General features: G+C 67.0%; 20 protein-coding genes. 1 reads left to right on the top strand and 19 read right to left on the bottom strand.

What is annotated here, in order from left to right; all coding sequences use genetic code 11:
• Positions 1 to 33: 33 nt before the first annotated feature.
• Genes U5O44_RS12700 through U5O44_RS12685 form a run of 4 tightly spaced genes read right to left on the bottom strand, consistent with a single transcriptional unit; the run spans position 34 to position 2,985 of the window.
• The gene (locus U5O44_RS12700; RefSeq protein WP_322588833.1) at positions 34 to 795 is read right to left on the bottom strand and encodes an amino acid ABC transporter ATP-binding protein; all 762 of its coding nucleotides are present in this window, start codon (positions 793 to 795) and stop codon (positions 34 to 36) included.
• A 10-nt stretch (positions 796 to 805) separates the two neighbouring features.
• Positions 806 to 1,456: an amino acid ABC transporter permease gene (locus U5O44_RS12695; RefSeq protein ID WP_322588832.1), complete on the bottom strand. Its 651-nt coding sequence runs from the start codon at positions 1,454 to 1,456 to the stop codon at positions 806 to 808.
• A 1-nt stretch (position 1,457) separates the two neighbouring features.
• Positions 1,458 to 2,150, bottom strand: a complete 693-nt coding sequence (locus U5O44_RS12690) for an amino acid ABC transporter permease (RefSeq protein WP_322588831.1) — start codon at positions 2,148 to 2,150, stop codon at positions 1,458 to 1,460.
• Positions 2,151 to 2,160: 10 nt separating this feature from the next.
• A complete protein-coding gene (locus U5O44_RS12685; RefSeq protein WP_322588830.1) occupies positions 2,161 to 2,985 on the bottom strand; it encodes a transporter substrate-binding domain-containing protein in 825 nt (274 codons plus the stop codon).
• Positions 2,986 to 3,217: 232 nt separating this feature from the next.
• Between U5O44_RS12685 and U5O44_RS12680 the strand changes: the two genes are divergently transcribed.
• Complete coding sequence (locus U5O44_RS12680; RefSeq protein ID WP_322588829.1) at positions 3,218 to 3,964, top strand: Crp/Fnr family transcriptional regulator; 747 nt, start codon at positions 3,218 to 3,220, stop codon at positions 3,962 to 3,964.
• Positions 3,965 to 3,997: 33 nt separating this feature from the next.
• Here U5O44_RS12680 and U5O44_RS12675 read toward each other — a convergent pair whose 3' ends face one another.
• From U5O44_RS12675 to nusG, 15 genes are all read right to left on the bottom strand, one after another.
• The gene (locus tag U5O44_RS12675; RefSeq protein ID WP_322588828.1) at positions 3,998 to 4,597 is read right to left on the bottom strand and encodes a DUF3299 domain-containing protein; all 600 of its coding nucleotides are present in this window, start codon (positions 4,595 to 4,597) and stop codon (positions 3,998 to 4,000) included.
• A gap of 5 nt (positions 4,598 to 4,602) precedes the next feature.
• On the bottom strand, positions 4,603 to 5,877 hold the full coding sequence (locus tag U5O44_RS12670; RefSeq protein WP_322588827.1) for an ABC transporter permease: 1,275 nt from the start codon (positions 5,875 to 5,877) through the stop codon (positions 4,603 to 4,605).
• On the bottom strand, positions 5,874 to 6,608 hold the full coding sequence (locus U5O44_RS12665; protein WP_322588826.1) for an ABC transporter ATP-binding protein: 735 nt from the start codon (positions 6,606 to 6,608) through the stop codon (positions 5,874 to 5,876). Before U5O44_RS12665 ends, U5O44_RS12670 begins: the two co-directional genes overlap by 4 nt.
• On the bottom strand, positions 6,608 to 7,129 hold the full coding sequence (locus U5O44_RS12660; protein WP_322588825.1) for a DUF2796 domain-containing protein: 522 nt from the start codon (positions 7,127 to 7,129) through the stop codon (positions 6,608 to 6,610). The genes U5O44_RS12665 and U5O44_RS12660 overlap by 1 nt, the downstream gene beginning before the upstream one ends.
• Positions 7,129 to 8,079, bottom strand: coding sequence for a metal ABC transporter substrate-binding protein (locus tag U5O44_RS12655; RefSeq protein WP_322588824.1), 951 nt, complete (start codon positions 8,077 to 8,079; stop codon positions 7,129 to 7,131). Before U5O44_RS12655 ends, U5O44_RS12660 begins: the two co-directional genes overlap by 1 nt.
• Before the next feature lie 10 nt (positions 8,080 to 8,089).
• Positions 8,090 to 8,989, bottom strand: a complete 900-nt coding sequence (locus U5O44_RS12650) for a metal ABC transporter permease (RefSeq protein WP_322588823.1) — start codon at positions 8,987 to 8,989, stop codon at positions 8,090 to 8,092.
• A complete protein-coding gene (aztA, locus tag U5O44_RS12645) occupies positions 8,986 to 9,696 on the bottom strand; it encodes a zinc ABC transporter ATP-binding protein AztA (protein ID WP_322588822.1) in 711 nt (236 codons plus the stop codon). The genes U5O44_RS12650 and aztA overlap by 4 nt, the downstream gene beginning before the upstream one ends.
• 82 nt (positions 9,697 to 9,778) lie before the next feature.
• The gene (locus U5O44_RS12640; protein WP_322588821.1) at positions 9,779 to 10,198 is read right to left on the bottom strand and encodes a Fur family transcriptional regulator; all 420 of its coding nucleotides are present in this window, start codon (positions 10,196 to 10,198) and stop codon (positions 9,779 to 9,781) included.
• A 109-nt stretch (positions 10,199 to 10,307) separates the two neighbouring features.
• Positions 10,308 to 14,525: a DNA-directed RNA polymerase subunit beta' gene (gene rpoC / locus U5O44_RS12635; protein ID WP_322588820.1), complete on the bottom strand. Its 4,218-nt coding sequence runs from the start codon at positions 14,523 to 14,525 to the stop codon at positions 10,308 to 10,310.
• 11 nt (positions 14,526 to 14,536) lie between these two features.
• Positions 14,537 to 18,664, bottom strand: a complete 4,128-nt coding sequence (gene rpoB / locus U5O44_RS12630; RefSeq protein ID WP_322588819.1) for a DNA-directed RNA polymerase subunit beta — start codon at positions 18,662 to 18,664, stop codon at positions 14,537 to 14,539.
• Between the two features lie 330 nt (positions 18,665 to 18,994).
• Positions 18,995 to 19,375 (bottom strand): 50S ribosomal protein L7/L12, encoded by a 381-nt coding sequence (gene rplL / locus U5O44_RS12625; RefSeq protein ID WP_322588818.1) that lies wholly within the window; start codon positions 19,373 to 19,375, stop codon positions 18,995 to 18,997.
• Positions 19,376 to 19,429: 54 nt separating this feature from the next.
• Positions 19,430 to 19,957 (bottom strand): 50S ribosomal protein L10, encoded by a 528-nt coding sequence (gene rplJ, locus U5O44_RS12620; RefSeq protein WP_322588817.1) that lies wholly within the window; start codon positions 19,955 to 19,957, stop codon positions 19,430 to 19,432.
• A 306-nt stretch (positions 19,958 to 20,263) separates the two neighbouring features.
• A complete protein-coding gene (gene rplA, locus U5O44_RS12615; RefSeq protein ID WP_322588816.1) occupies positions 20,264 to 20,980 on the bottom strand; it encodes a 50S ribosomal protein L1 in 717 nt (238 codons plus the stop codon).
• A 2-nt stretch (positions 20,981 to 20,982) separates the two neighbouring features.
• Positions 20,983 to 21,417 carry a 50S ribosomal protein L11 gene (gene rplK, locus U5O44_RS12610; protein ID WP_322588815.1) on the bottom strand — a complete coding sequence of 145 codons (435 nt, stop codon included), beginning with the start codon at positions 21,415 to 21,417 and terminating at the stop codon, positions 20,983 to 20,985.
• Positions 21,418 to 21,521: 104 nt separating this feature from the next.
• Positions 21,522 to 22,088 carry a transcription termination/antitermination protein NusG gene (nusG, locus tag U5O44_RS12605; protein ID WP_322588814.1) on the bottom strand — a complete coding sequence of 189 codons (567 nt, stop codon included), beginning with the start codon at positions 22,086 to 22,088 and terminating at the stop codon, positions 21,522 to 21,524.
• Between the last annotated feature and the right edge of the window lie 6 nt (positions 22,089 to 22,094).

Below are 22,094 nucleotides of genomic sequence, written 5' to 3'. Positions count from 1 at the left end.
TGATACCGGCGACGCCGTCCGCAGCAGCGGGGTTCAATGCAGCGCGGCCAGGAACTGCTGCAGCTCGGGCGTCTGCGGCGCGCTGAACAGCGCCTCGGGCGGCCCCATCTCGTGGATGCGCCCGGCGTGCATGAACACCACCCGGTCGGCCACCTTGCGCGCAAAGCCCATCTCGTGCGTGACCATCAGCAGCGTCATGCCCTCGCGGGCGAGCTGTTCGACCACCCGCAGCACCTCGCCCACCAGCTCCGGGTCGAGCGCCGAGGTGATCTCGTCGCACAGCAGCGCCGCCGGCTGCATCGCCAGCGCGCGGGCGATGGCCACGCGCTGCTGCTGCCCGCCGGAGAGCTGGTCCGGCCAGGCGTCGAACTTGTCGGCCAGCCCGACACGGCCGAGCAGCTCACGCGCCTGTGCCTCGCCGGCACGCGCATCCCGGCGCTGCACCAGCGACGGCGCCAGCATCACATTGCGGCCGACCGTCAGATGGGGAAACAGGTTGAAGCTCTGGAACACCATGCCCACCTGCTGGCGGAGCTGGCGCATCGCCTCGGGATTGCCGTGCTGCAGCGCCGCACCCCGCACGGTCAGCGTCCCAGCCTGGAAGGCTTCGAGGCCGTTGATGCAGCGCAGCAGCGTGCTCTTGCCCGAGCCGCTGCGGCCGATCAGGGCGATCACCTCGCCCGGCGCCACATCGAGGTCGATGCCCTTGAGCACCTCGTGGCGGTCGTAGTACTTGTGCAGACCGCGGATGCGCACCAGCGGCGCGGCCGGCACAGCCGGGGCGATCGGGGTCATCTCGGAGGACTCAATGAACACGTTGCAGTTTCCTCTCCAGCACGCGGCTCCACCACGACAGCGGGAAGCACAGCGCGAAGTACATCAACGCCACGCAGGCGTACACGGTGAAGGGGCGGAAGGTGGCGTTGGTGATCATCGAGCCGGCCTTGGTCAGCTCGACGAAGCCGATCACCGAGGCCAGCGCAGTGCCCTTGAGGATCTGCACCGCAAAGCCCACCGTCGGCGCAATCGCCAGCCGCAGCGCCTGCGGGCCGATGACGTGGCGCAGCTTCTCGCCCAGGCTCAGCGCCAGGCTGTCGGCCGCCTCCCACTGCCCGCGCGGAATGGCCATGAAGCAGCCGCGCCAGATCTCGCACAGGAAGGCGCTGGCATAGAGCGTCAGCGCCACGCTGGCCGCCCCCCACGCCGACACGTTCCACCCCAGCAGCGCCAGCCCGAAATAGGCCAGGAACAGCTGCATCAGCAGCGGCGTGCCCTGGAAGACCTGGACATAGCCCGACACGAAGGCCGCCGCTCCCGGCCAGCGCGCCAGCCGGGCCAGCAGCAGCAGCCCGCCCACCAGCGCCCCGCCGGCAAAGGCCACCAGCGTCAGCCCGACCGTCCAGCGTGCCGCCAGCAGCAGGTTGCGCAGGATGTCCCACAGGGTGAACTCGACCACCTCAGTGTCCCCCGCCTGTCCAGCCCATCGGCGCGACCCGGCCGAACACCCAGCGCGGCCCCAGCCAGTGCAGCGTCTGGCGCAAGGCGATCGACAGCAGCAGGTAGGCGACGGTGGCCAGGATCGTGGCCTCGAAGGCGCGGAAGTTGCGGCTGTGGATCAGGTTGGCGTAATAGCTCAGCTCGGCCGTGGCGATCTGGCCGCAGACCGCCGAGCCCAGCATCACGATGACGATCTGGCTCACCAGCGCCGGCCAGACCCGCCCGAGGGCGGGTGGCAGCACGATGCGGGTGAAGACCTGCAGGTCGGTCATCGCCAGGCTGCGTGCGGCCTCGATCTGGCCACGCGGCGTGCCCTCCAGCCCGGAGCGCACGATCTCGCCCGCATAGGCGCCCAGGTTGATGACCATCGCCAGCACCGAGGCCACCTCCGGCGACAGGCGCAGCCCCAGCCCCGGCAGCCCGAAATAGAGAAAGAAGAGCTGCACGATGAATGGCGTGTTGCGGATGACCTCCACATAGCTCCCGGCCACGGTGCGCAGCAGCGGGCCGCCGTGCAGACGCGCCCAGGCACAGGCCACGCCCAGCCCGGAGCCCAGCACCGCCGCCACCACGGTCAGCCCGATCGTCATCGCCACGCCGCGCAGCAGCAGCGGCCACTCCACCAGCACAGCGCCGAAATCCAGCGTGACCATGGCGCCGGCCTCACTGCGGCAGGTCGCCGGCCGGACGGCCGAGCCAGCGCACCGCCATCTTGTCGAGGTCACCCGAGGTCTTCGCCTGCGCCAGGATCTCGTTGACCTTCAGCCGCAGCTTGTCCTCGCCCTTGGCCACGCCGATGAAGTTGGGCGAGTCCTTCAGCACGAACTTGAACTCGGTGCCGAGCTGCGGGTTGCGGGCCATCATGTTGCCGGCCACCGAGGCGCCGGTGGCGATCACCGGCACCTGGCCCGAGACGAAGGCCGAGACGGTGGCGTTGTTGTCCTCGAAGCGCTTGATGTCGGCGCTGGCGGGGGCGATCCTGGTGAGTTCCATGTCCTCGATCGCGCCGCGGGTCACGGCCACGCTCTTGCCGGCCAGATCGGCCGCGGACTTGATCGCCACGCCCTTGGCCGCGAACACCGCCTGGAAGAACGGCGAGTAGGCGGCGGTGAAGTCGATCACCTTCTCGCGCTCGGCGTTCTTGCCCAGCGTCGAGATGACGAGGTCGGCCTTCTTCGTCTGCAGGTACGGAATGCGGTTGGCGCTGGTCACCGGCACCAGCTCGGCCTTCACGCCCAGCTTGGCGGCGATGTAGTTCGCCATGTCCACGTCCAGCCCCTGCGGCTTCAGGTCGGTGCCGACGAAGCCGTAGGGCGGGAAGTCGGTCGGGATGGCGATGTGGATCTGCTTGCGGGCGGTGATGTCGTCGAGCGCGGTCTGGGCGCCGGCCAGCCCCGGCAGCAGGGCGGTGCTGCACAAGGCCACCGTGGCAGCCAGTCGGGCGAGGGTGTGGCGGCGGGTCGGGAACGCAGACAGGAATGCGGACATGGAAGTGTCTCCAGCGGTGTATACAAAATCTCTGCATTGCAAGTTGCACACCAGCCCGTACCCCTGGCGGCGCACCGAGACCGTGCGCCGCCCCGCCCCGCTCACCGGCGCCGATCACCCGCCCCGAACAAGGACGTCCCCGCCGTCAGCCCACCACCGGACGGGACACGCCATACTCGGCACCATCCCCGAACGCCGCACCAGAACAATTCCGATCCGAGACCGCGCACCCATGGTCCAGCCCATCCCCATCGTTCTCCAGACCACCCCATCGGGCCCCTACAACCCGCAGGTCCAGGTCTGCGCCAGTTGCAGCGTGCGCCAGTTCGCCCTGTTCGGCGCCCTGGATGAAGCCGCACTGGCGCAGATCCACTACCGCATCGCCGACCTGACGCTGGAGCCCGGCCAGACGCTCTACACCGCCCAGGACAGCGGCTCGGCCGTGTTCACCGTGCGCAGCGGCGTGCTGAGGCTGGAGCGCACGAGCGAAGCGGGCGAGCGCCGCATCCTGCGGCTGGCCGGACGCACCGACCTGCTCGGGCTGGAATCGATCCTGCACCAGACCTATGCAGCCGATGCGGTGGCATGCACCGAGGTGCAGGTCTGCCGGATTCCGCGGGTGCTGATCGATGAACTCTCGGCCGGACACCCCGAGATCACCCGCGACCTGATGAAGCGCTGGCAGCGTGCGCTGGACGACGCCGACGAATGGCTGACCGAACTCGCCCGTGGCCCGGCGCGCCACCGCATGCTGCGGCTGCTGCTCAAGCTCAGCGAGTTCGGCGACGAGACTGGCCGCATCTGGATGCCGACGCGCCAGGAGATGGGCGCGATGCTGGACATGACCTTCGAGACAGCGAGCCGGCTGGTGTCGGCGCTGCGGCGCGAGGGGGTGCTGCACGCGGTGGACGCGCGCCATGCCCGGCTGGACATGGAGGTGCTGATGCAGGCGCTGAAGGCCGATTGCGCCGGGCGCTGAGCGGTGGAGGCCCCAGCCGCCCGGTCCCGCGGCTCATTTCGCAGCTGGTGGCAGCGGCGGCTCCACATATTTCTCCACCACCGCCCCGTCGATCGTGTAACCGCTGACCCCCATGTCGGTGTCACGGCGCTCGGTGCGCATCGTGCCCGTCACCCAGATGGTGTCCATGCTGCGCAGGCCCTTGGCCGGAATGGCCGCCTTCACATGCACGATCTGGTTGGCCGGCGGCGGCGGCGAGTGGACACAGGCGCCGAAATACGGCACGACCAGGAACTCCTTCCACTCGCCGCTCTGGCCTTCCAGCGGGACGAGGTAGCCCGGCAGCTTGACCTTCTTGCCCGCCAGTTCGGGGCGGATCGGCGCGTTGTCCCAGACCTCGCGCACCTCGCGCATCAGGGCATTGGTCTGCGGATCACCGTCCTGCAGGCGCGACAGGTCGCCCTTGCCCCGCAGCAGCTTCATCGGATCCCAGCCCGCGGGCACCAGCTCTTCCCACTTGAGTTCGCGGACCGCACCCGGTTTGGCCGTGGTCTTCGCCGTGGACTTGTCCGGCGGGGACGCGGCCCCGGCCATCGGCGACGACAGGCCCAGCGCCAAGGCCCAGGCCAGCGCCAGGGGAAACAGTTTCAGCATCACAGTCAGATCCTCGGTGACAACCCGTCGGCCAGCGACAGGCGATACGCACGATAGCCCGGAACCAGGCTCGCCAGCCAGCCCCCCATCAGCAAGCCGCAAAGCAGCATCCACTCGCCGGCCCCCGGCCAGCCCAGCCGCAATGCCACGCCCCAGTGCAGCCCGGCCCATTCGCCCAGCGCCGCGATCAAGCCGTAGCAGACCGCCGCGCCCAGCACGACCCCCAGCCCGGTGACCAGCGCGCCCTCCACCGCCAGCAGCCCCAGCATCTGCCACGGCCCCGCGCCCACCGAGCGCAGGATCGCCAGCTCGCGCCGCCGCTCGTTCAGCCCGGCCATGATCACCGCCATCAGCCCCGCCAGGCTCACCACCGACACCAGCACGCTCACCGCCAGCAGCGCCTGCTCGCCCGCACCGACGACTTCCCACAGCTCGTCCAATGCCACGCCCGGCAGCACGGCCATCAGCGCCTCGTCCGGGTAGCCCGACACCCAGCGCTGCACTGAGAACACGGCGGCTCGATTCTTCAATCCGACCAGCGCGGCCGTGACACTGCGCGGCGTCAGGTCTTGCGCCAGCGCAGCATCGGCGGTGACGGCCATGCCGGGCATTGGTGTCCCGGCGACCCAGTCGAGGTGGATCGCCTCCATGCCGCCGAGCGGAATGTGGACCGAGCGGTCGACGGGCGTGCCCGTGCGCTGCAGCAGGCCGACGACGGTGAACGGCTTGTCGGCGTGGTCATTGGCCGCGAAGGCGCCGTCGCCGTGGCTCAGCACGATCTTCTGGCCGATCGTGTAGCCGAGCCGCTCGGCCACCTCGGCGCCGAGCACTGCCTCGTACACCTGCGCGTTGCCGTCGCCAAACGCCCGCCCCTGCGCCAGCACCAGCGGCTGCCGCTCGCCATGGCGGAAATGCTCGAAATAGCCCGGCGTGGTGCCGACGACCGAGAACCCGCGGTGCGAATCCCCCAGCGAGATCGGCACGACCCAGGCCACCTGCCGCTGTTTCGCCAGCGCCTGCACGCTGTCCCAGCGGAGGTTGTTGGTGGCGCTGCCGAGGCGGAAGACCGAGTACAGCAGCAACTGCACCGAGCCCGTCCGCGCCCCGACGATCAGGTCGGTGCCGGACACCGACTGCGAGAAGTTGTGCCGCACGTCCTGGCGCACGCGCTCGATGCCCAGCAGCAAGAAGGTGGACAGCGCGATCGACGCCACGATCAGCCCGAGCACGAAGCGGCGGTTCCAGGCACTGCGGGCGGCGAGGTGGAGCAAGGCGCTCATGCGGCGCCCTCCTCGGCCGTGCGCTGCGCGGCGCGGTTGAGCTGCGGCAGGTCGACCTGGCGGCTGAACTGCGCCGCCAGCCGCGCATCGTGGCTGACCAGCACCAACGCGCTGCCCGCCTCGGCGCAGGCGTCCAGCAGCAGCGCGAGGTAGCGGTCGCGCAGCGCCTCGTCGAGCGCGGAGGTCGGCTCGTCGGCGATGACCAGCTCGGGCCTGCCCAGCAGCGCACGCGCCGTCGCCACCCGCTGCTGCTGCCCGACCGACAGCTCGGCCGCGCGTCGGCCCCAGAGCGAGCGGTCGAGCTGCAGCGCGTCCAGCAGCCGCTCGGCCTCAGCACCCGGCGAGCCCGCCGCCTCGCGCGAGCGGGCCGCCCGCAGCGCGGAAAACCGGCTCGGCAGCAGCACGTTGTCGCGCACGGACAGGTAGGGCAGCAGATTGAACTGCTGGAAGATGTAACCGACGTGGTCGGCGCGCTGGCGGTCGCGGCGGCTGGCCGACAGCGTGCGCCAGTCCTGGCCGAGCAGGCTGACCGTGCCGTGGTCGGCCACCAGCACGCCGGCCAGCAGCGACAGCAGCGTGCTCTTGCCGCAGCCGCTCGGCCCACGAAGGAACAGCGCCTCGCCGGGCATCACGTCGAAGGCGGCGATGTCGAGCTGGTCACGCACACTGCCCGGCCAGCGGTAGCGCAGGTCGCGCACACGCAGCAGCGGTGCGGTCGCCCCGGCCGACATCAGCGGCCCCAGGTCAGCATCTGCGCGGGGCGCTTGAGCGTCTGCTTGAACTGACCCTGCGGCGTGACAACCTGCGCCTGCAGGCGCTGGATGCGCTTGAAGCGGGTCATCAGCCCGCCCAGGTCGATGCGGCGCAGTTGCTCGGGTTTGGTGCAGGTGAACTCGGCGGTAGCGTCCAGGTCGGCATGTTCACCGGCCTTGGCACCGGGCTGCAGGGCCTCGGCGTCGGCGGTGGCGGACTGGAAGACACAGCCTGCTGCGGCATCCGGCGCGAAAAGCGTGCGGCCCCGCAAGGCGGTCAGCGCGTCCTGTGCGGCCTGCTTCTCGCTCGCGGTGCGCGGCGCGCGCTCGAAACCCAGGAGGCTGTCGAGCGGGGCTTCCAGGGCGATGGACAGCGTCGGGCCGTCCAGCGTGACCTCCAGTTGCACCGCGCCATGCACATGCGCACCCGCTGCCAGCACAGGTGCTGCGCCCAGCAACAGTCCGGCCATGACCAGCCCTCGGTTCAGCGTCTTCGTCATCATGGACTCCTGCGCAGCCCCGCCAGCAGGGTCTGCGCGTTGTGGTGGAACAGCTTGAGGTAGGTGTCGGCCGCGGTGCCCGGGGCGGACAGTGCGTCGGAATACAGCATGCCGCCGACCACCGCGCCGGTTTCCTTGGCGATGCGCTGCACCATCCGCGGGTCCGAGATGTTCTCGACGAACAGCGCCGTCGCCCGCTGCTGGCGGACCTGGCGGATCAGCCGCGCCACGTCGGCGGCGGAGGGCTCGCTGTCGGTGTTCCAGCGCTGGGCCGACAGGAACTCGACGCCATAGGCCGCCGCGAAGTGGCCGAACGCATCGTGCGAGGTGACCACCCGACGGCGATCGGCCGGGATGGTGGCGAACTCGGCGCGGATCTGGCGGTCGAGCGTGTCGATCTGCGCGGTGTAGGCCGCGGCCCGCTCGCGCAGCGCAGCGGCCTGCTCGGGGCGTGCGGCCACCAGGGCATCCCGGATCCGGGCGACGTAGTGGCGGGCATTGGCCAGGTCTTGCCAGGCGTGCGGGTCCGCGGTCTCGTGGTCATGCCCGTGGCTGTGGCCCTGACCCGGCACCGCCTTGCGCGTCGGCAGTCCGTCGCTGCACACCAGCACCGGCCCCTTGAACCCGGACGACTTGACCAGCCGGGTCAGCCAGCCCTCGAAATGCAGCCCGTTGACCACGACGAGGTCGGCCTGCGCCATGCGCTTGACGTCGGCAGGGGCGGGCTGGAACACATGGGCGTCGGCATCGGGGCCAACCAGGGCCGTGACGTCGACCGCAGGGCCGCCCACCTGCGCCACCAGATCCGCCAGGATCGAGAAGCTGGCGACCACCCGGAGCGGGCGCCCCTGGGCCTGCCCGCCCGCGGCCCAGGGCACCAGGGCCAGGGCCAACAGCGCCTGCAGCCAGTGGCGGCGCCGGACAAGGAGAACATCGGAAACACGCGGCATGGTCAGCAACTCACGGAGACATCAGAGCGGAAGGGGCTGCAGGCGCGCGGCGGCGCAGCAACCCGTCGTGTCGCCCGAACAGCAGCGACACCAGGTAGAACGCCCCCGCGACCAGCACGATGGCCGGCCCGGAGGGCAGATCGGCGTAAAAGGACAGCAGCAGCCCGGCCCAGCCCGACACCATCGCGAACCCGGTCGCCAGCAGCGCCAGCTGCCCCAGATCCCGCACCCAGAAGCGCGCCGCGATGGCCGGCACCATCATCAGCCCGACCGCCATCAGCGTGCCCATCGCCTGAAAGCCGCCCACCAGGTTCGCCACCGTCAGCACCAGCAGCACGTTGTGGCTCAGCGCCCCCGGCCCGCCCACCGAGCGCAGGAAGGTCGCATCGAAGCTCTCGACCACCAGCGGCCGGTACAGCAGCGCCAGCACCAGCAGCGTCACACTGGCGATCGCCGCGACCAGCACCAACGCCGCGTCGTCCACCGCCAGCACGCTGCCGAACAGCACGTGGATCAGGTCGACGCTGCTGCCGTGGGTCGAGATCAGCAGCACGCCCAGCGCCAGCGCGATCAGATAGAACGCAGCGAAGCTGGCGTCCTCGCGCTGCCCGGTGCGCCGCGTCACCGCCCCGGCCCCGAGCGCGACCAGCAGCGCCGCGGCGAAAGCCCCCACGCTCATCGCCGTCAGCGACAGGCCCGCCATCAAGTAGCCGACCGCCGCACCGGGCAGCAGCGCGTGCGCCATCGCGTCGCCCATCAGGCTCATGCGCCGCAGCACCAGCAGGCAGCCCAGCGGCGCCGCCCCCATCGACAGCGCCAGCACGGCCACCAGCGCGCGGCGCATGAAACCGAATTCGACAAAGGGTTGGAACAGCAGCGCGGACCAGTCGCCCGGACCCGGCAGCGTCATGCACGGACCTCGTCGGCCAGCAGGCGCGCGGCGCGCAGCGGCTCGGGTGACAGCGCACTCGGCGTCGCCCCCCACGCCAGCACGCGCCGCGACAGCAGCACGGTCTGGTCGAAATGCGCCCGCACCTGCTCCATGTCGTGCAGCACGGCGACGATGCTGCGGCCCTGCGCATGCCAGCGGTGGATCAGCGCAAGCAGGTCGGCGGTCGTGCCTTCGTCGATGGCGTTGAACGGCTCGTCGAGCAGGATCAGGTCGGCGTTCTGGAGCATCAGCCGCGCGAACAGCACGCGCTGGAACTGCCCGGCCGACAGATCGGAAATCACCCGGCGCTCGCAGCCCGCCAGCCCGACCGCCGCCAGCGCGTCGGCCACCTCGCGGCGCAGCCCGCCGCCGAGCGCCTTCCACAGCCCGATGCGCGACCACGCCCCCAGTGCCACCACATCGCCGACGCGGATCGGGAAGCTGCGGTCGATGCGCGCGTGCTGCGGCAGGTAGGCGACCGTCACGCCGGCGGCGCGTGTGAGGCGGCCCTGCTGCGGCGCCAGGTGACCGGCCAGCGTGTCGAGCAAGGTGCTCTTGCCCGCGCCGTTGGGGCCGACGATCGCCGTCATGGCGCCGCGCTGCACCTCGCCGCTGATGTTCTCCAGCGCCCAGCGCTCGCCCCGCTGCACGCTCACGCCGTCCAGCGTCAACACGGCCCCGCTCATGCCGACAGCCCCCAGCCCACCGCCAGCCACAGCAGCGCCACCAGCCCCAGCGCGCCCGCACACCGCACCGCCGCGCTCGCCATCAGCATGACGCGCTCCCGCAATCCGCACACAGGCCATGCAGCGTCAGGTCATGGCGCTGCACCTGGAAGCCCGGCGGCGCCAGCTCGTCCATGGCGCCAGGGCAGGCGTGGATGGGGAACACACGGTCGCAGCGGGTGCAGTGGAAATGGTGGTGGTGGTGGTCCTCGTCGCCGTGGGCGTGGTCGTGGTGTACACAGGCGGCTTCGTAGCGTGCTGACTGGCCCGGCAGATCGACGCGGGTCACCACGCCCAGCTCCTGCAGCGCGTTGAGCTGGCGGTAGACGGTGGACAGGTTCAGCGTGGCGACCTGCTGCTGCGCCAGCGCGCACAGCTCGGCGGGGGTCAGGGCGCGGGCGCTGCCTTGCAGGGCTTGCAGGAGCGCGTCGCGCTGGCGGGTCTGGCGTTCGCGGGGTTCCATGCCGCACATGCTAATGCAAAAGCATTTGCAACAGTACAGGGACGTGAAAAACCCCGAGGAGGGCATGCCCGCTCGGGGTTTCGGAGTGGAGGGGTCGCCCCCTCAGGCGTCAGCCCTGTGCGTCGGCGCCAGAAGTCGTGTCGGCATCGACCGCCGCCAGTGCTTCCTGCGCTTCCTGCATCGCGATGGCACGGCGCTCGGTGTCGTCCATCGTTTCCTTGGCCTTGCGGGCCTGGTGGAAGGCCAGACCCGTGCCGGCCGGGATCAGGCGACCCACGATGACGTTTTCCTTCAGACCACGCAGCTCGTCGCGCTTGCCCATGATGGCCGCTTCGGTCAGCACGCGGGTGGTTTCCTGGAAGGACGCCGCGGAGATGAACGAGTCGGTCGACAGGGACGCCTTGGTGATGCCCAGCAGCACGTCGGAGTAGGTCGCGGGCAGCTTGCCCTCGGCGCGCAGGCGCTCGTTCGTGTTGAACAGCTCCGAACGCTCGACCTGCTCGCCGACGATGTAGGTCGAGTCACCGGCGTTGGCGATCTGCACACGGCGCAGCATCTGGCGAACGATCACCTCGATGTGCTTGTCGTTGATCTTCACGCCCTGCAGACGGTAGACGTCCTGCACTTCGTCGACGATGTAGCGCGCCAGTTCTTCCACGCCCAGCAGGCGCAGGATGTCCTGCGGATCGGCCGGACCGTCGACGATCGACTCGCCCTTGTTGACCACCTGGCCTTCGTGCACCAGGATGTTCTTTTCCTTCGGCACGAGTTCCTCGGCGACGCGGCCTTCCGGATCGGTGATCTGCAGGCGCACCTTGCCCTTGGTCTCCTTGCCGAACGACACCGTGCCGGTCATCTCGGCCAGCGTGCCCTTGTCCTTGGGCGTGCGGGCTTCGAACAGCTCGGCCACCCGCGGCAGACCGCCGGTGATGTCGCGTGTCTTCTGGCCTTCGACCGGGATGCGGGCCAGCACCTCGCCAGGCATCACGTCCTGGCCATCGCGGACCTGGATCAGACAGCCGATGGGGAAGCCGATCGTCACCGAATGGTCGGTGCCGGGGATCTTCACTTCCTGGCCAGCGAAGTCCAGCAGCTTGACCTGCGGACGCACGACCTTGACCGAGCCGCGGCGCTTCGGGTCGATGACCACCAGCGTCGACAGGCCCGTCACTTCGTCCACCTGCTTGGCCACGGTCACGCCTTCCTCGACGTTCTCGAAGCGCATCTTGCCGGCGAACTCGGTGATGATCGGGCGGGTCAGCGGATCCCAGTTGCCCAGGATCGTGCCGGCCTTGATCTGCTGGTCGGCCTTGATGTTCAAGGTCGCGCCATACGGCACCTTGTGGCGCTCGCGCTCGCGGCCGTGCGGGTCGGAGATGATGATTTCGCCGGAACGCGAGATCACCACCAGCTCGCCCTTGGCGTTGGTCACGTAGCGCATCGTGCTGTTGAAGCCGATGCGACCTTCGGACTTGGCTTCGACGCTCGACGCGATCGCCGCACGCGAAGCCGCACCACCGATGTGGAAGGTCCGCATCGTCAGCTGCGTGCCCGGCTCGCCGATCGACTGCGCGGCGATGACGCCGATCGCTTCGCCGATGTTGATCAGGCCGCCGCGGCCGAGGTCGCGGCCGTAGCACTTGGCGCAGATGCCGAAGCGCGTGTCGCAGGTCAGCGCGGTGCGGACCTTGACTTCGTCGACGCCCACGGCTTCGAGCGCGTCGAGGATGTCCTCGTCGAGCATCTTGCCGCGGGTGACCAGCACTTCCTGGGTCTCAGGGTGCAGCACGTCGATCGCGGTGACGCGGCCGAGGATGCGGTCGCGCAGCGATTCGATGACTTCGCCGCCTTCGACCAGGGCGCGCATCGCCATGCCGTTGTCGGTGCCGCAGTCGTCCTCGATGACCACCAGATCCTGCGTCACATCGACCAGACGGCGCGTCAGGTAACCCGAGTTCGCGGTCTTCAGCGCCGTGTCCGCCAGGCCCTTGCGGGCGCCGTGGGTGGAGATGAAGTACTGCAGAACGTTCAGGCCTTCGCGGAAGTTCGCCGTGATGGGCGTCTCGATGATCGAGCCGTCCGGCTTGGCCATCAGGCCGCGCATGCCGGCGAGCTGTCGGATCTGGGCGGCGGAACCCCGCGCGCCGGAGTCGGCCATCATGTAGATGGAGTTGAACGACTCCTGGTCGACTTCCTTGCCGTGGCGGTCGATGGTCTTCTGCTTGGAGAGCTGGGCCATCATGACCTTGCCCACCTCGTCACCCGTCTTGCCCCAGATGTCGACGACCTTGTTGTAGCGCTCGCCGGAGGTCACCAGGCCCGAGACATACTGCTGCTCGATTTCCTTGACTTCCTTTTCGGCGCGCTCCAGCAGCTTGACCTTCTCCTTCGGCACCAGCATGTCGTCGATGGCGATGGAGATGCCGGCGCGCGTGGCCAGCCGGAAGCCGCTCTGCAGCAGCTTGTCGGCGAACACGACGGTGGCCTTCAGGCCGCACTTGCGGAACGAGGTGTTGATCAGGCGCGAGATTTCCTTCTTCTTGAGCGCCTTGTTCAGGTTGCTGAACGGCAGGCCCTTCGGGAGGATCTCGGACAGCAGGCCGCGACCGACGGTGGTTTCCACCAGCTTGGTCGAGGGAATCCAGCTCTCGCCGTCCGCACCACGGGTGTACTCGGTCAGGCGCACGCTGATCTTGGCCGTGATCTCGACCGCACCGTTGTCCAGCGCGCGCTGGAGTTCGATGGTGTCGGAGAAGACCATGCCTTCGCCCTTGGCGTTGATGCGGTCGCGGGTCGCGTAGTACAGACCCAGCACCACGTCCTGCGACGGCACGATCGACGGCTCGCCCGACGCCGGGAACAGCACGTTGTTGGAGGCCAGCATCAGCGTGCGGGCTTCCATCTGCGCTTCGATCGACAGCGGGATGTGGACGGCCATCTGGTCACCGTCGAAGTCGGCGTTGAACGCCGAGCAGACGAGCGGGTGCAGCTGGATGGCCTTGCCTTCGATCAGCACCGGCTCGAACGCCTGGATGCCCAGGCGGTGCAGCGTCGGCGCGCGGTTCAGCATGATCGGGTGTTCCTTGATGACTTCTTCAAGGATGTCCCACACCACCGGCGTGCCCGATTCCACTTCCTTCTTGGCCTGCTTGATCGTGGACGCGATGCCCATCGCCTCCAGGCGCGAGAAGATGAACGGCTTGAACAGCTCCAGCGCCATCAGCTTGGGCAGACCGCACTGGTGCAGCTTCAGCGTCGGGCCCACCACGATGACCGAACGGCCCGAGTAGTCGACGCGCTTGCCCAGCAGGTTCTGACGGAAGCGACCCGACTTGCCCTTGATCATGTCGGCCAGCGACTTCAGGGCGCGCTTGTTCGCGCCCGTCATCGCCTTGCCGCGGCGGCCGTTGTCCAGCAGCGAGTCGACGGCTTCCTGCAGCATGCGCTTTTCATTGCGCACGATGATTTCAGGGGCCTTCAGCTCCAGCAGACGGGCCAGGCGGTTGTTGCGGTTGATGACGCGGCGGTACAGGTCGTTCAGGTCGGAGGTCGCGAAGCGGCCACCGTCCAGGGGAACGAGCGGACGCAGGTCCGGCGGCAGCACCGGCAGCACCTGCATGATCATCCAGTGCGGCTTGATGCCCGACTTCTTGAAGGCCTCCATCACCTTGAGGCGCTTGGAGTTCTTCTTGACCTTCAGCTCGGAGCCGGTCATGTCGCCGCGCAGACGCTCGATCTCGACGTCGAGATCCATCTCTTCGAGCAGCTGCTTGATGCCTTCGGCGCCCATCAGCGCGGTGAACTCGTCACCGTATTCGCGCTTCTTGGTGTCGTAGTCGTCCTCGGACATGATGCTGAACTTCTTCAGCGGGGTCATGCCCGAATCCACCACCACATAGGCTTCGAAGTACAGCACGCGTTCGATGTCGCGCAGCGTCATGTCGAGCACCATGCCCAGACGCGACGGCAGCGACTTCAGGAACCAGATGTGCGCGCACGGAGCCGCCAGGTCGATGTGACCCATGCGGTCACGGCGAACCTTGGTCTGCGTCACTTCGACGCCGCACTTCTCGCAGATCACGCCACGGTGCTTCAGGCGCTTGTACTTGCCGCACAGGCACTCGTAGTCCTTGATCGGACCGAAGATCTTGGCGCAGAACAGGCCGTCACGTTCCGGCTTGAAGGTGCGGTAGTTGATCGTCTCGGGCTTCTTCACCTCGCCGAACGACCACGAGCGGATCTTCTCCGGGCTGGCCAGCCCGATCTTGATCGCGTCGAAGTGTTCATCCGGGGTGAACTGCTTGAAAAGGTCGAGTAATCCCTTCATGCATCTTCTCCTTAGTTGCGCTCGAGCTCGATGTCGATACCGAGCGAACGAATTTCCTTGACCAGCACGTTGAACGATTCCGGCATGCCGGCTTCGATCGAGTGCTCACCCTTGACGATGCTCTCGTAGACCTTGGTGCGGCCGTTCACGTCGTCGGACTTGACCGTCAGCATTTCCTGCAGGACATACGCCGCGCCGTAGGCTTCCAGTGCCCACACTTCCATTTCACCGAAGCGCTGGCCGCCGAACTGCGCCTTGCCGCCCAGCGGCTGCTGGGTGACGAGCGAGTACGGGCCGGTGGAGCGGGCGTGCATCTTGTCGTCGACCAGGTGGTGCAGCTTCAGCACGTGCATGTAGCCGACCGTGGTCGGACGCTCGAACTGGTCGCCCGTGCGGCCGTCGTACAGGTAGGCCTGCGTGCGCGTCGGGGTCAGGCCCTTCTTCGCGGCGATGTCGTCCGGGTACGCGAGCTTGAGCATCGCGCGGATCTCGGATTCCTTCGCACCGTCGAACACCGGGGTCGCGAACGGCACACCGTTGGTGAGGTTGCGCGCCATCTCGACGACTTCGGCGTCGCTGAGCTGGGACAGATCTTCCGGACGGCCGCCGGACTGGTTGTACAGCTCGTCGAAGAACTTGCGCAGCTCGGCCACGCGGGCCTCCTGCTGCAGCATGTCGCCGATGCGCTGGCCGATGCCCTTGCCGGCCCAGCCCAGGTGGACTTCCAGCACCTGACCCACGTTCATCCGCGAAGGCACGCCCAGCGGGTTCAGCACGATGTCGGCGGGGGTGCCGTCGGCCATGTAGGGCATGTCCTCGATCGGAACGATCTTCGACACCACACCCTTGTTGCCGTGGCGGCCGGCCATCTTGTCGCCAGGCTGCAGGCGACGCTTGACGGCCAGATAGACCTTGACCATCTTCAGCACGCCGGCCGGCAGCTCGTCGCCCTGCGTGAGCTTCTTGCGCTTCTCTTCGAACATCAGGTCGAAGCTGTGGCGGGTCTGCTCCAGCGAGTTCTTGATGCTTTCGAGCTGGTTGGCAACCTCGTCCTCGGCGGGACGGATGTCGAACCAGTGGTACTTCTCGACATCGGTCAGGTAGGCCTTGTCGATGACCGTGCCCTTGGCGATCTTGCGCGGACCGCCGTTGGCGATCTTGCCGGTCAGCAGCTTCTCGATCCGGTCGAAGGCGTCGGCTTCGACGATGCGCAGCTGGTCGTTCAGGTCCAGGCGGAAGCGCTTGAGTTCATCGTCGATGATCTGCTGGGCGCGCTTGTCGCGCTGGATGCCTTCGCGGGTGAAGACCTGCACGTCGATGACGGTGCCCATCGTGCCCTGGTCCACGCGCAGCGAGGTGTCCTTCACGTCGGACGCCTTCTCGCCGAAGATCGCGCGCAGCAGCTTCTCTTCCGGCGTCAGCGTGGTCTCGCCCTTCGGCGTGACCTTGCCGACCAGCACGTCGCCCGGGTTCACTTCGGCACCGACGTAGACGATGCCGGACTCGTCCAGACGCGACAGCTGCGCCTCGGACAGATTCGGGATGTCACGGGTGATGTCCTCAGGGCCCAGCTTCGTGTCACGCGCCATGACCACCAGCTCCTCGATGTGGATCGAGGTGTAGCGGTCTTCGGCCACCACGCGTTCGGAGATCAGGATCGAGTCTTCGAAGTTGTAGCCGTTCCACGGCATGAACGCGACCAGCATGTTCTGGCCGAGTGCCAGCTCGCCCAGGTCGGTCGATGCACCGTCGGCGATCACGTCGCCCGCGCCCACGAAATGGCCGCGGCTGACGATGGGACGCTGGTGGATGTTGGTGTTCTGGTTCGAGCGGTGGTACTTGATCAGGTTGTAGATGTCCACACCGACTTCGCCCGCCACCGTTTCCGCGTCGTTCACGCGGATCACGATGCGGTTGGTGTCGACATAGTCCACGATGCCGCCGCGGCGCGCCGTGACCACCGTGCCCGAGTCCACCGCCGCCACGCGCTCGACGCCCGTGCCGACCAGCGCCTTTTCGGGGCGCAGCGTCGGGACAGCCTGTCGCTGCATGTTGGCGCCCATCAGCGCGCGGTTCGCGTCGTCGTGCTCCAGGAAGGGCACGAGCGAGGCGGCGACCGAGACGATCTGCGTCGGGGCCACGTCCATGTACTGGATGCGCTCCGGCGAGGTCAGGACCGAGTCACCCTTTTCACGCGCCGACACCAGCTCGTCGGACAGGCGGTTGTCCGCGTCCAGCGAGGCGTTGGCCTGCGCGATGATGTACTTGCCTTCCTCGATGGCCGACAGGTAGTCGATCTGGTCGGTAGCAAGGCCGTCCTTGACACGGCGGTACGGCGTCTCCAGGAAGCCGTACTCGTTCAAGCGGGCGAACAGGGCCAGCGAGTTGATCAGACCGATGTTCGGACCTTCCGGCGTCTCGATCGGGCAGACCCGGCCGTAGTGCGTCGGGTGCACGTCGCGGACTTCGAAGCCAGCGCGCTCGCGGGTCAGACCGCCCGGGCCCAGGGCCGAGACACGACGCTTGTGCGTGATCTCGGACAGCGGGTTGGTCTGGTCCATGAACTGCGAGAGCTGCGACGCCCCGAAGAACTCCTTCAGCGCCGCGGAGATCGGCTTGGAGTTGATCAGGTCATGCGGCATCAGGGCTTCGGTCTCGGCCTGGCCGAGGCGTTCCTTGACGGCCTTCTCGATCCGCGCCAGGCCCGAGCGGTACTGGTTCTCGGCCAGTTCGCCCACGCAGCGCACGCGGCGGTTGCCGAGGTGGTCGATGTCGTCCACTTCGCCGTTGCCGTTGCGCAGGTCCACGAGGATCTTGACCACGTCGAGGATGTCCTCGTTGGTCAGCGTCATCGGGCCTTCCGCGCCGTCGCGGCCCACGCGGGCGTTGAACTTCATGCGGCCCACGCGCGACAGGTCGTAGGTGTCAGCCGAATAGAACAGGCGGTGGAACAGCGCTTCGACCGCGTCTTCGGTCGGCGGCTCGCCGGGGCGCATCATGCGGTAGATGGCCACGCGCGCGGCCAGCTGGTCGGCGGTCTCGTCGGCCGCCAGGGTCTGGCTGATGAAGGCGCCCTGGTTCAGCTCGTTGGTGTAGAGCACCTGCACATCGCGGATGCCGGCCGAACGCAGCTTCTTCAGCAGCGTCTCGGTGACTTCCTCGTTGGCCTTGGCCACGATCTCGCCGGTGTCGGCATCGACCATGTTGCGGGCGATGACACGGCCCACCAGGAAGTCTTCCGGCACGCTGATGAACTGCGTCTCGGACGCGGTGATCTGGCGCAGGTGCTTCGCGGTGATGCGCTTGTCCTTCTCGACGACGACGACACCGTTCTTGTCGGTGATGTCGAAGCGGGCGATCTCGCCCTTCAGACGCTCAGCCACGAATTCGAGCTGTGCGCCCGAGTCCATCAGGCGCAGATTATCGAAGTCGAAGAAGTGCGCCAGGATCTGCTCGGGATTCAGGCCGATGGCCTTGAGCAGGATCGTGACCGGCATCTTGCGGCGGCGGTCGACGCGGAAGAACAGGATGTCCTTCGGGTCGAACTCGTAGTCGAGCCACGAGCCGCGGTACGGAATGATCCGCGCCGAGAACAGCAGCTTGCCGGACGAGTGGGTCTTGCCCTTGTCGTGCTCGAAGAACACGCCGGGGGAGCGGTGGAGCTGCGACACGATGACGCGCTCCGTGCCGTTGACGATGAAGGAACCATAGTCGGTCATCAGGGGCACTTCGCCCATGTAGACCTCCTGCTCCTTGATCTCCTTGACCACCTTCGACTGGTTCGTCGAGTTCTCGCGGTCGTAGATGATCATCTGCAGGCGCGCCCGCACGGCGGCAGCGAACGTGAGACCACGCTGCTGGCACTCGCGCACATCGAAGGGCGGCTTGGCAATGTTGAATTCGAGGAACTTCATCTCCACGAACCCGTTGTGCGAAACAATCGGGAACGCCGAGAGGAATGCGGCTTGCAAACCTTCTGGTTTGCGCTTCAGCGGGGGTACATCCTTTTGCAGGAAAGCGACGTAGCTGTCCTTCTGCATGGTGAGCAGATAGGGAACGTTCAGCACGCTCGCGCGCTTGCCGAAGCTCTTGCGGATTCGCTTGCGCTCGGTGTAGCTATAGGGGGTTGCTTGCGCCATCAATCACTCCGTGTCGAAGTCCACCACCGGGCCAAGGCAGCAGCTCATTCGGCCGAAAATCGGGACGACTGGCACCAGGCCTTGCGCCTGAAGCTTGGTGGCTGGCCACTACCAGCCGCTGGCGGACAACCAGGGCATTGCACCCCGGTCCGACCAAACCGGTTCTCTGCAGTCGGTTCAGAGAACACTTGAAAAAGCCTTCCAGAATAACCCGGCCGGCTTTTTCAGGTGATCTCTAAGGATTTACCCTGAAAAGCACAAAAAGGCTGGCCCTGTCGGACCAGCCTGCACAGCGTTTTAGATGCGCGCGAAGCGCATGCCGACGCTGAATTACTTGATTTCGGCGTCTGCGCCAGCTTCGACCAGCTTCTTGAGCGCGGCGTCGGCGTCGGCCTTGGCGATGCTTTCCTTGACGTTCTTCGGGGCGCCGTCGACCAGGTCCTTGGCTTCCTTCAGGCCCAGGCCCGTCAGTTCGCGCACGGCCTTGATGACCGAGACCTTGTTCGCGCCGGCTGCCTTCAGCACGACGTTGAATTCGGTCTTCTCTTCAGCGGCCGGGGCAGCGGCGCCGCCACCAGCACCGCCACCAGCCACGGCGACCGCAGCAGCGGACACGCCGAACTTCGTTTCAACGGCCTTGACCAGGTCGTTCAGTTCCAGGACGGTCATCGTGTCCAGGGCTGCCAGGAATGCGTCTTTGTCGAATGCCATGATGGGCTCCTAATTCAGTGAAATCGAGAAAACAGTGTTGAGGCCGGGGCGAACTCAGGCGGCCGCAGCTTCGGCAGCGGGCGCCTCTTCGGCACCGCCAGCCTTTTGCTTGGCCACTTCGGCGATCACGCGTGCAAAGCCGGAAATCGGGGTCTGCAGCAGACCCAGCAGCTGGGCCAGCAGGACTTCCTTGCTCGGCACGTTGGCCAGCGCCTTGACGCCGTCGGCGTCCAGTGCCTTGCCGCCGTAGGCTCCGCCCTTGATGACCAGCTTGTCGCTGGTCTTGGCGAAGTCGGCCACCACCTTGGCGGCGGCCACGGCGTCTTCGGAGAAACCGTAGATCAGCGGACCGACGAACTGGGCTTCCGCCACTTCAAACGGCGTACCGGCAACAGCGCGGCGGGCCAGGGTGTTCTTCAGCACGTGAAGATAGACACCCTTCTCCCGCGCGATCTTGCGCAGTGCGTCCGATTGAGCGACGGTGAGGCCACGGTACTCGGCCACCACGAGGGTCTGCGACTTGGCGGCTTGCGCGGTCACTTCCTCGACAACGGCTGCTTTCTCGTTGCGATTGAGACTCAAGGTCCACTCCTTAAAACGTGTCCGTCGCACAACAGCGCTCGGGACACACCGGGTTCAGCGACCTTGCCGTTCAGGAGCCCGTGTCACCACGGGGACAACCTTTGCGGCGGGTTCGCCATCTGCGCTGGCCGGATCTGGCCGGGTCGGAACCCGAACCTCGCCGATTAAGAGCAGCCCGCACCGAAATCCCGGGGAGCCTCTCGCCAGCGGTCTTCGATGGCCTGGACAGCTTGCACCGTCCAGCCCACCAAATGCTTGCGGAATGCCTGCGCCAGACTCGCGCAGGCTCCGGATCTTGCGATCAGATCAGTTCTGGCTGGTGCCCATGCCGGCAGTGACGCTGGCGATGTCCACGCGGACGCCCACGCCCATCGTCGACGAGACGGCGACCTTGCGCAGGTAGACACCCTTGCTCGACGCCGGCTTGGCCTTGTTCAGTGCTTCCAGCAGCGCTTGCAGGTTGCCCTTCAGCTTGCCGTCTTCAAACGAACGGCGACCGATGGTGCCGTGGATGATGCCGCCCTTGTCGACGCGGAACTGGACCTGACCGGCCTTGGCATTGCGCACAGCGGTGGCGACGTCCGGGGTCACGGTGCCGACCTTCGGGTTCGGCATCAGGCCGCGCGGGCCCAGGATCTGGCCCAGCTGACCGACCACGCGCATCGCGTCCGGCGAGGCGATGACCACGTCGAAGTTGATGTTGCCGGCCTTGACCTCAGCGGCCAGGTCGTCCATGCCGACCACGTCTGCGCCAGCGGCACGGGCTTCATCAGCCTTGGCGCCCTGCGTGAACACGGCCACGCGCTTGGTCTTGCCGGTGCCGTTGGGCATCACGACGGCGCCACGCACCACCTGGTCCGACTTCTTGGCATCCACGCCGAGCTGCACGGCCACGTCGATGGACTCATCGAACTTGGCATTGGCGCACTCTTTCAGCAGGCCCAGTGCATCGTCGATCGGGTACAGCTTGGTCGTCTCGACCTTGCCTTGCAGCGCCTTTTGACGCTTCGTCAGCTTTGCCATGATCAGAGCCCTTCCACGTTGATGCCCATCGAACGGGCAGAGCCGGCGATGGTCTTGACAGCGGCGTCCAGATTGGCAGCCGTCAGATCCTTGACCTTGATCTTCGCGATCTCTTCCAGCTGCGCACGGGTCAGCTTGCCGACCTTCTCGACGTGCGGGCGGGCCGAACCACGTTCGATCTTGGCGGCCTTCTTCAGGAGGGCCGTTGCCGGCGGGCTCTTGATGACGAAGGTGAACGACTTGTCGGCGAAGGCGGTGATGACCACCGGCAGCTTCATGCCGATCTCGAAGCCCTGCTGCGTCTGCGCATTGAACGCCTTGCAGAACTCCATGATGTTCAGACCACGCTGACCGAGAGCGGGACCGATCGGGGGCGAAGGATTGGCCTTGCCCGCCGGAACTTGCAGCTTGATGAAGCCGACGATTTTCTTTGCCATGATGGCTCCTCGAGTTCAAGCGCCTGCTACGGGAACAGGCTCCTCGTCTTGTGTGAGATGCGGGCACACCATGCACCCGCCACCCGGTCCGACGCCGCGAAGCGTCAGACTTTCTCGACCTGATGAAAGTCGAGTTCGACCGGCGTGGCACGACCAAAGATCGTGACCGACAACCGCATCTTGTTCTTGTCGTAGTTGACGTCTTCGATGACGGCATTGAAGTCCGTGAACGGACCATCCTTGACCCGCACGACCTCGCCGACCACCCACTCCACCTTGGGACGGGGCTTCTCGGTGCCTTCCTGCATCTGGGTCACGATCTTCATGACCTCGTCTTCCGAGATCGGGGAAGGACGGTTCTTGGCACCACCGACAAAACCGGTGACCTTGCTGGTGTTCTTGACCAGATGCCAGGACTCGTCGTCCATGACCATCTCGACCAGCACATAGCCGGGGAAGAAACGGCGCTCGGTGACCGACTTCTTGCCGTTCTTCATCTCGACCACCTCTTCAGTCGGGACGAGGATGCGACCAAACTTGGACTGCATGCCAGAGCGGTCGATGCGTTCGCGCAAGTTGCGCTCGACGGCCTTTTCCATGCCCGAATAGGCATGGACCACATACCAGCGCATCGGCACGGCAGCAGGAGGGGTGGACTGAATATCGCTCATCTTCAA

The sequence above is a fragment of the Sphaerotilus sp. genome (assembly GCF_034519685.1).
GTDB lineage: Bacteria > Pseudomonadota > Gammaproteobacteria > Burkholderiales > Burkholderiaceae_C > Sphaerotilus.
This window is presented reverse-complemented; position numbering and strand designations above follow the sequence as displayed.

Excerpts from the sequence above, each read along its gene's own strand:
- U5O44_RS12700 (WP_322588833.1), bottom strand. The coding sequence starts at position 795 with ATGACCCCGATCGCCCCGGCTGTGCCGGCCGCGCCGCTGGTGCGCATC.
- U5O44_RS12690 (WP_322588831.1), bottom strand. The coding sequence starts at position 2,150 with ATGGTCACGCTGGATTTCGGCGCTGTGCTGGTGGAGTGGCCGCTGCTG.
- U5O44_RS12685 (WP_322588830.1), bottom strand. The coding sequence starts at position 2,985 with ATGTCCGCATTCCTGTCTGCGTTCCCGACCCGCCGCCACACCCTCGCC.
- U5O44_RS12680 (WP_322588829.1), top strand. The coding sequence starts at position 3,218 with ATGGTCCAGCCCATCCCCATCGTTCTCCAGACCACCCCATCGGGCCCC.
- U5O44_RS12675 (WP_322588828.1), bottom strand. The coding sequence starts at position 4,597 with ATGCTGAAACTGTTTCCCCTGGCGCTGGCCTGGGCCTTGGCGCTGGGC.
- U5O44_RS12670 (WP_322588827.1), bottom strand. The coding sequence starts at position 5,877 with ATGAGCGCCTTGCTCCACCTCGCCGCCCGCAGTGCCTGGAACCGCCGC.
- U5O44_RS12665 (WP_322588826.1), bottom strand. The coding sequence starts at position 6,608 with ATGTCGGCCGGGGCGACCGCACCGCTGCTGCGTGTGCGCGACCTGCGC.
- U5O44_RS12660 (WP_322588825.1), bottom strand. The coding sequence starts at position 7,129 with ATGACGAAGACGCTGAACCGAGGGCTGGTCATGGCCGGACTGTTGCTG.
- U5O44_RS12655 (WP_322588824.1), bottom strand. The coding sequence starts at position 8,079 with ATGCCGCGTGTTTCCGATGTTCTCCTTGTCCGGCGCCGCCACTGGCTG.
- U5O44_RS12650 (WP_322588823.1), bottom strand. The coding sequence starts at position 8,989 with ATGACGCTGCCGGGTCCGGGCGACTGGTCCGCGCTGCTGTTCCAACCC.
- aztA (WP_322588822.1), bottom strand. The coding sequence starts at position 9,696 with ATGAGCGGGGCCGTGTTGACGCTGGACGGCGTGAGCGTGCAGCGGGGC.
- U5O44_RS12640 (WP_322588821.1), bottom strand. The coding sequence starts at position 10,198 with ATGGAACCCCGCGAACGCCAGACCCGCCAGCGCGACGCGCTCCTGCAA.
- rpoC (WP_322588820.1), bottom strand. The coding sequence starts at position 14,525 with ATGAAGGGATTACTCGACCTTTTCAAGCAGTTCACCCCGGATGAACAC.
- rpoB (WP_322588819.1), bottom strand. The coding sequence starts at position 18,664 with ATGGCGCAAGCAACCCCCTATAGCTACACCGAGCGCAAGCGAATCCGC.
- rplL (WP_322588818.1), bottom strand. The coding sequence starts at position 19,375 with ATGGCATTCGACAAAGACGCATTCCTGGCAGCCCTGGACACGATGACC.
- rplA (WP_322588816.1), bottom strand. The coding sequence starts at position 20,980 with ATGGCAAAGCTGACGAAGCGTCAAAAGGCGCTGCAAGGCAAGGTCGAG.
- rplK (WP_322588815.1), bottom strand. The coding sequence starts at position 21,417 with ATGGCAAAGAAAATCGTCGGCTTCATCAAGCTGCAAGTTCCGGCGGGC.
- nusG (WP_322588814.1), bottom strand. The coding sequence starts at position 22,088 with ATGAGCGATATTCAGTCCACCCCTCCTGCTGCCGTGCCGATGCGCTGG.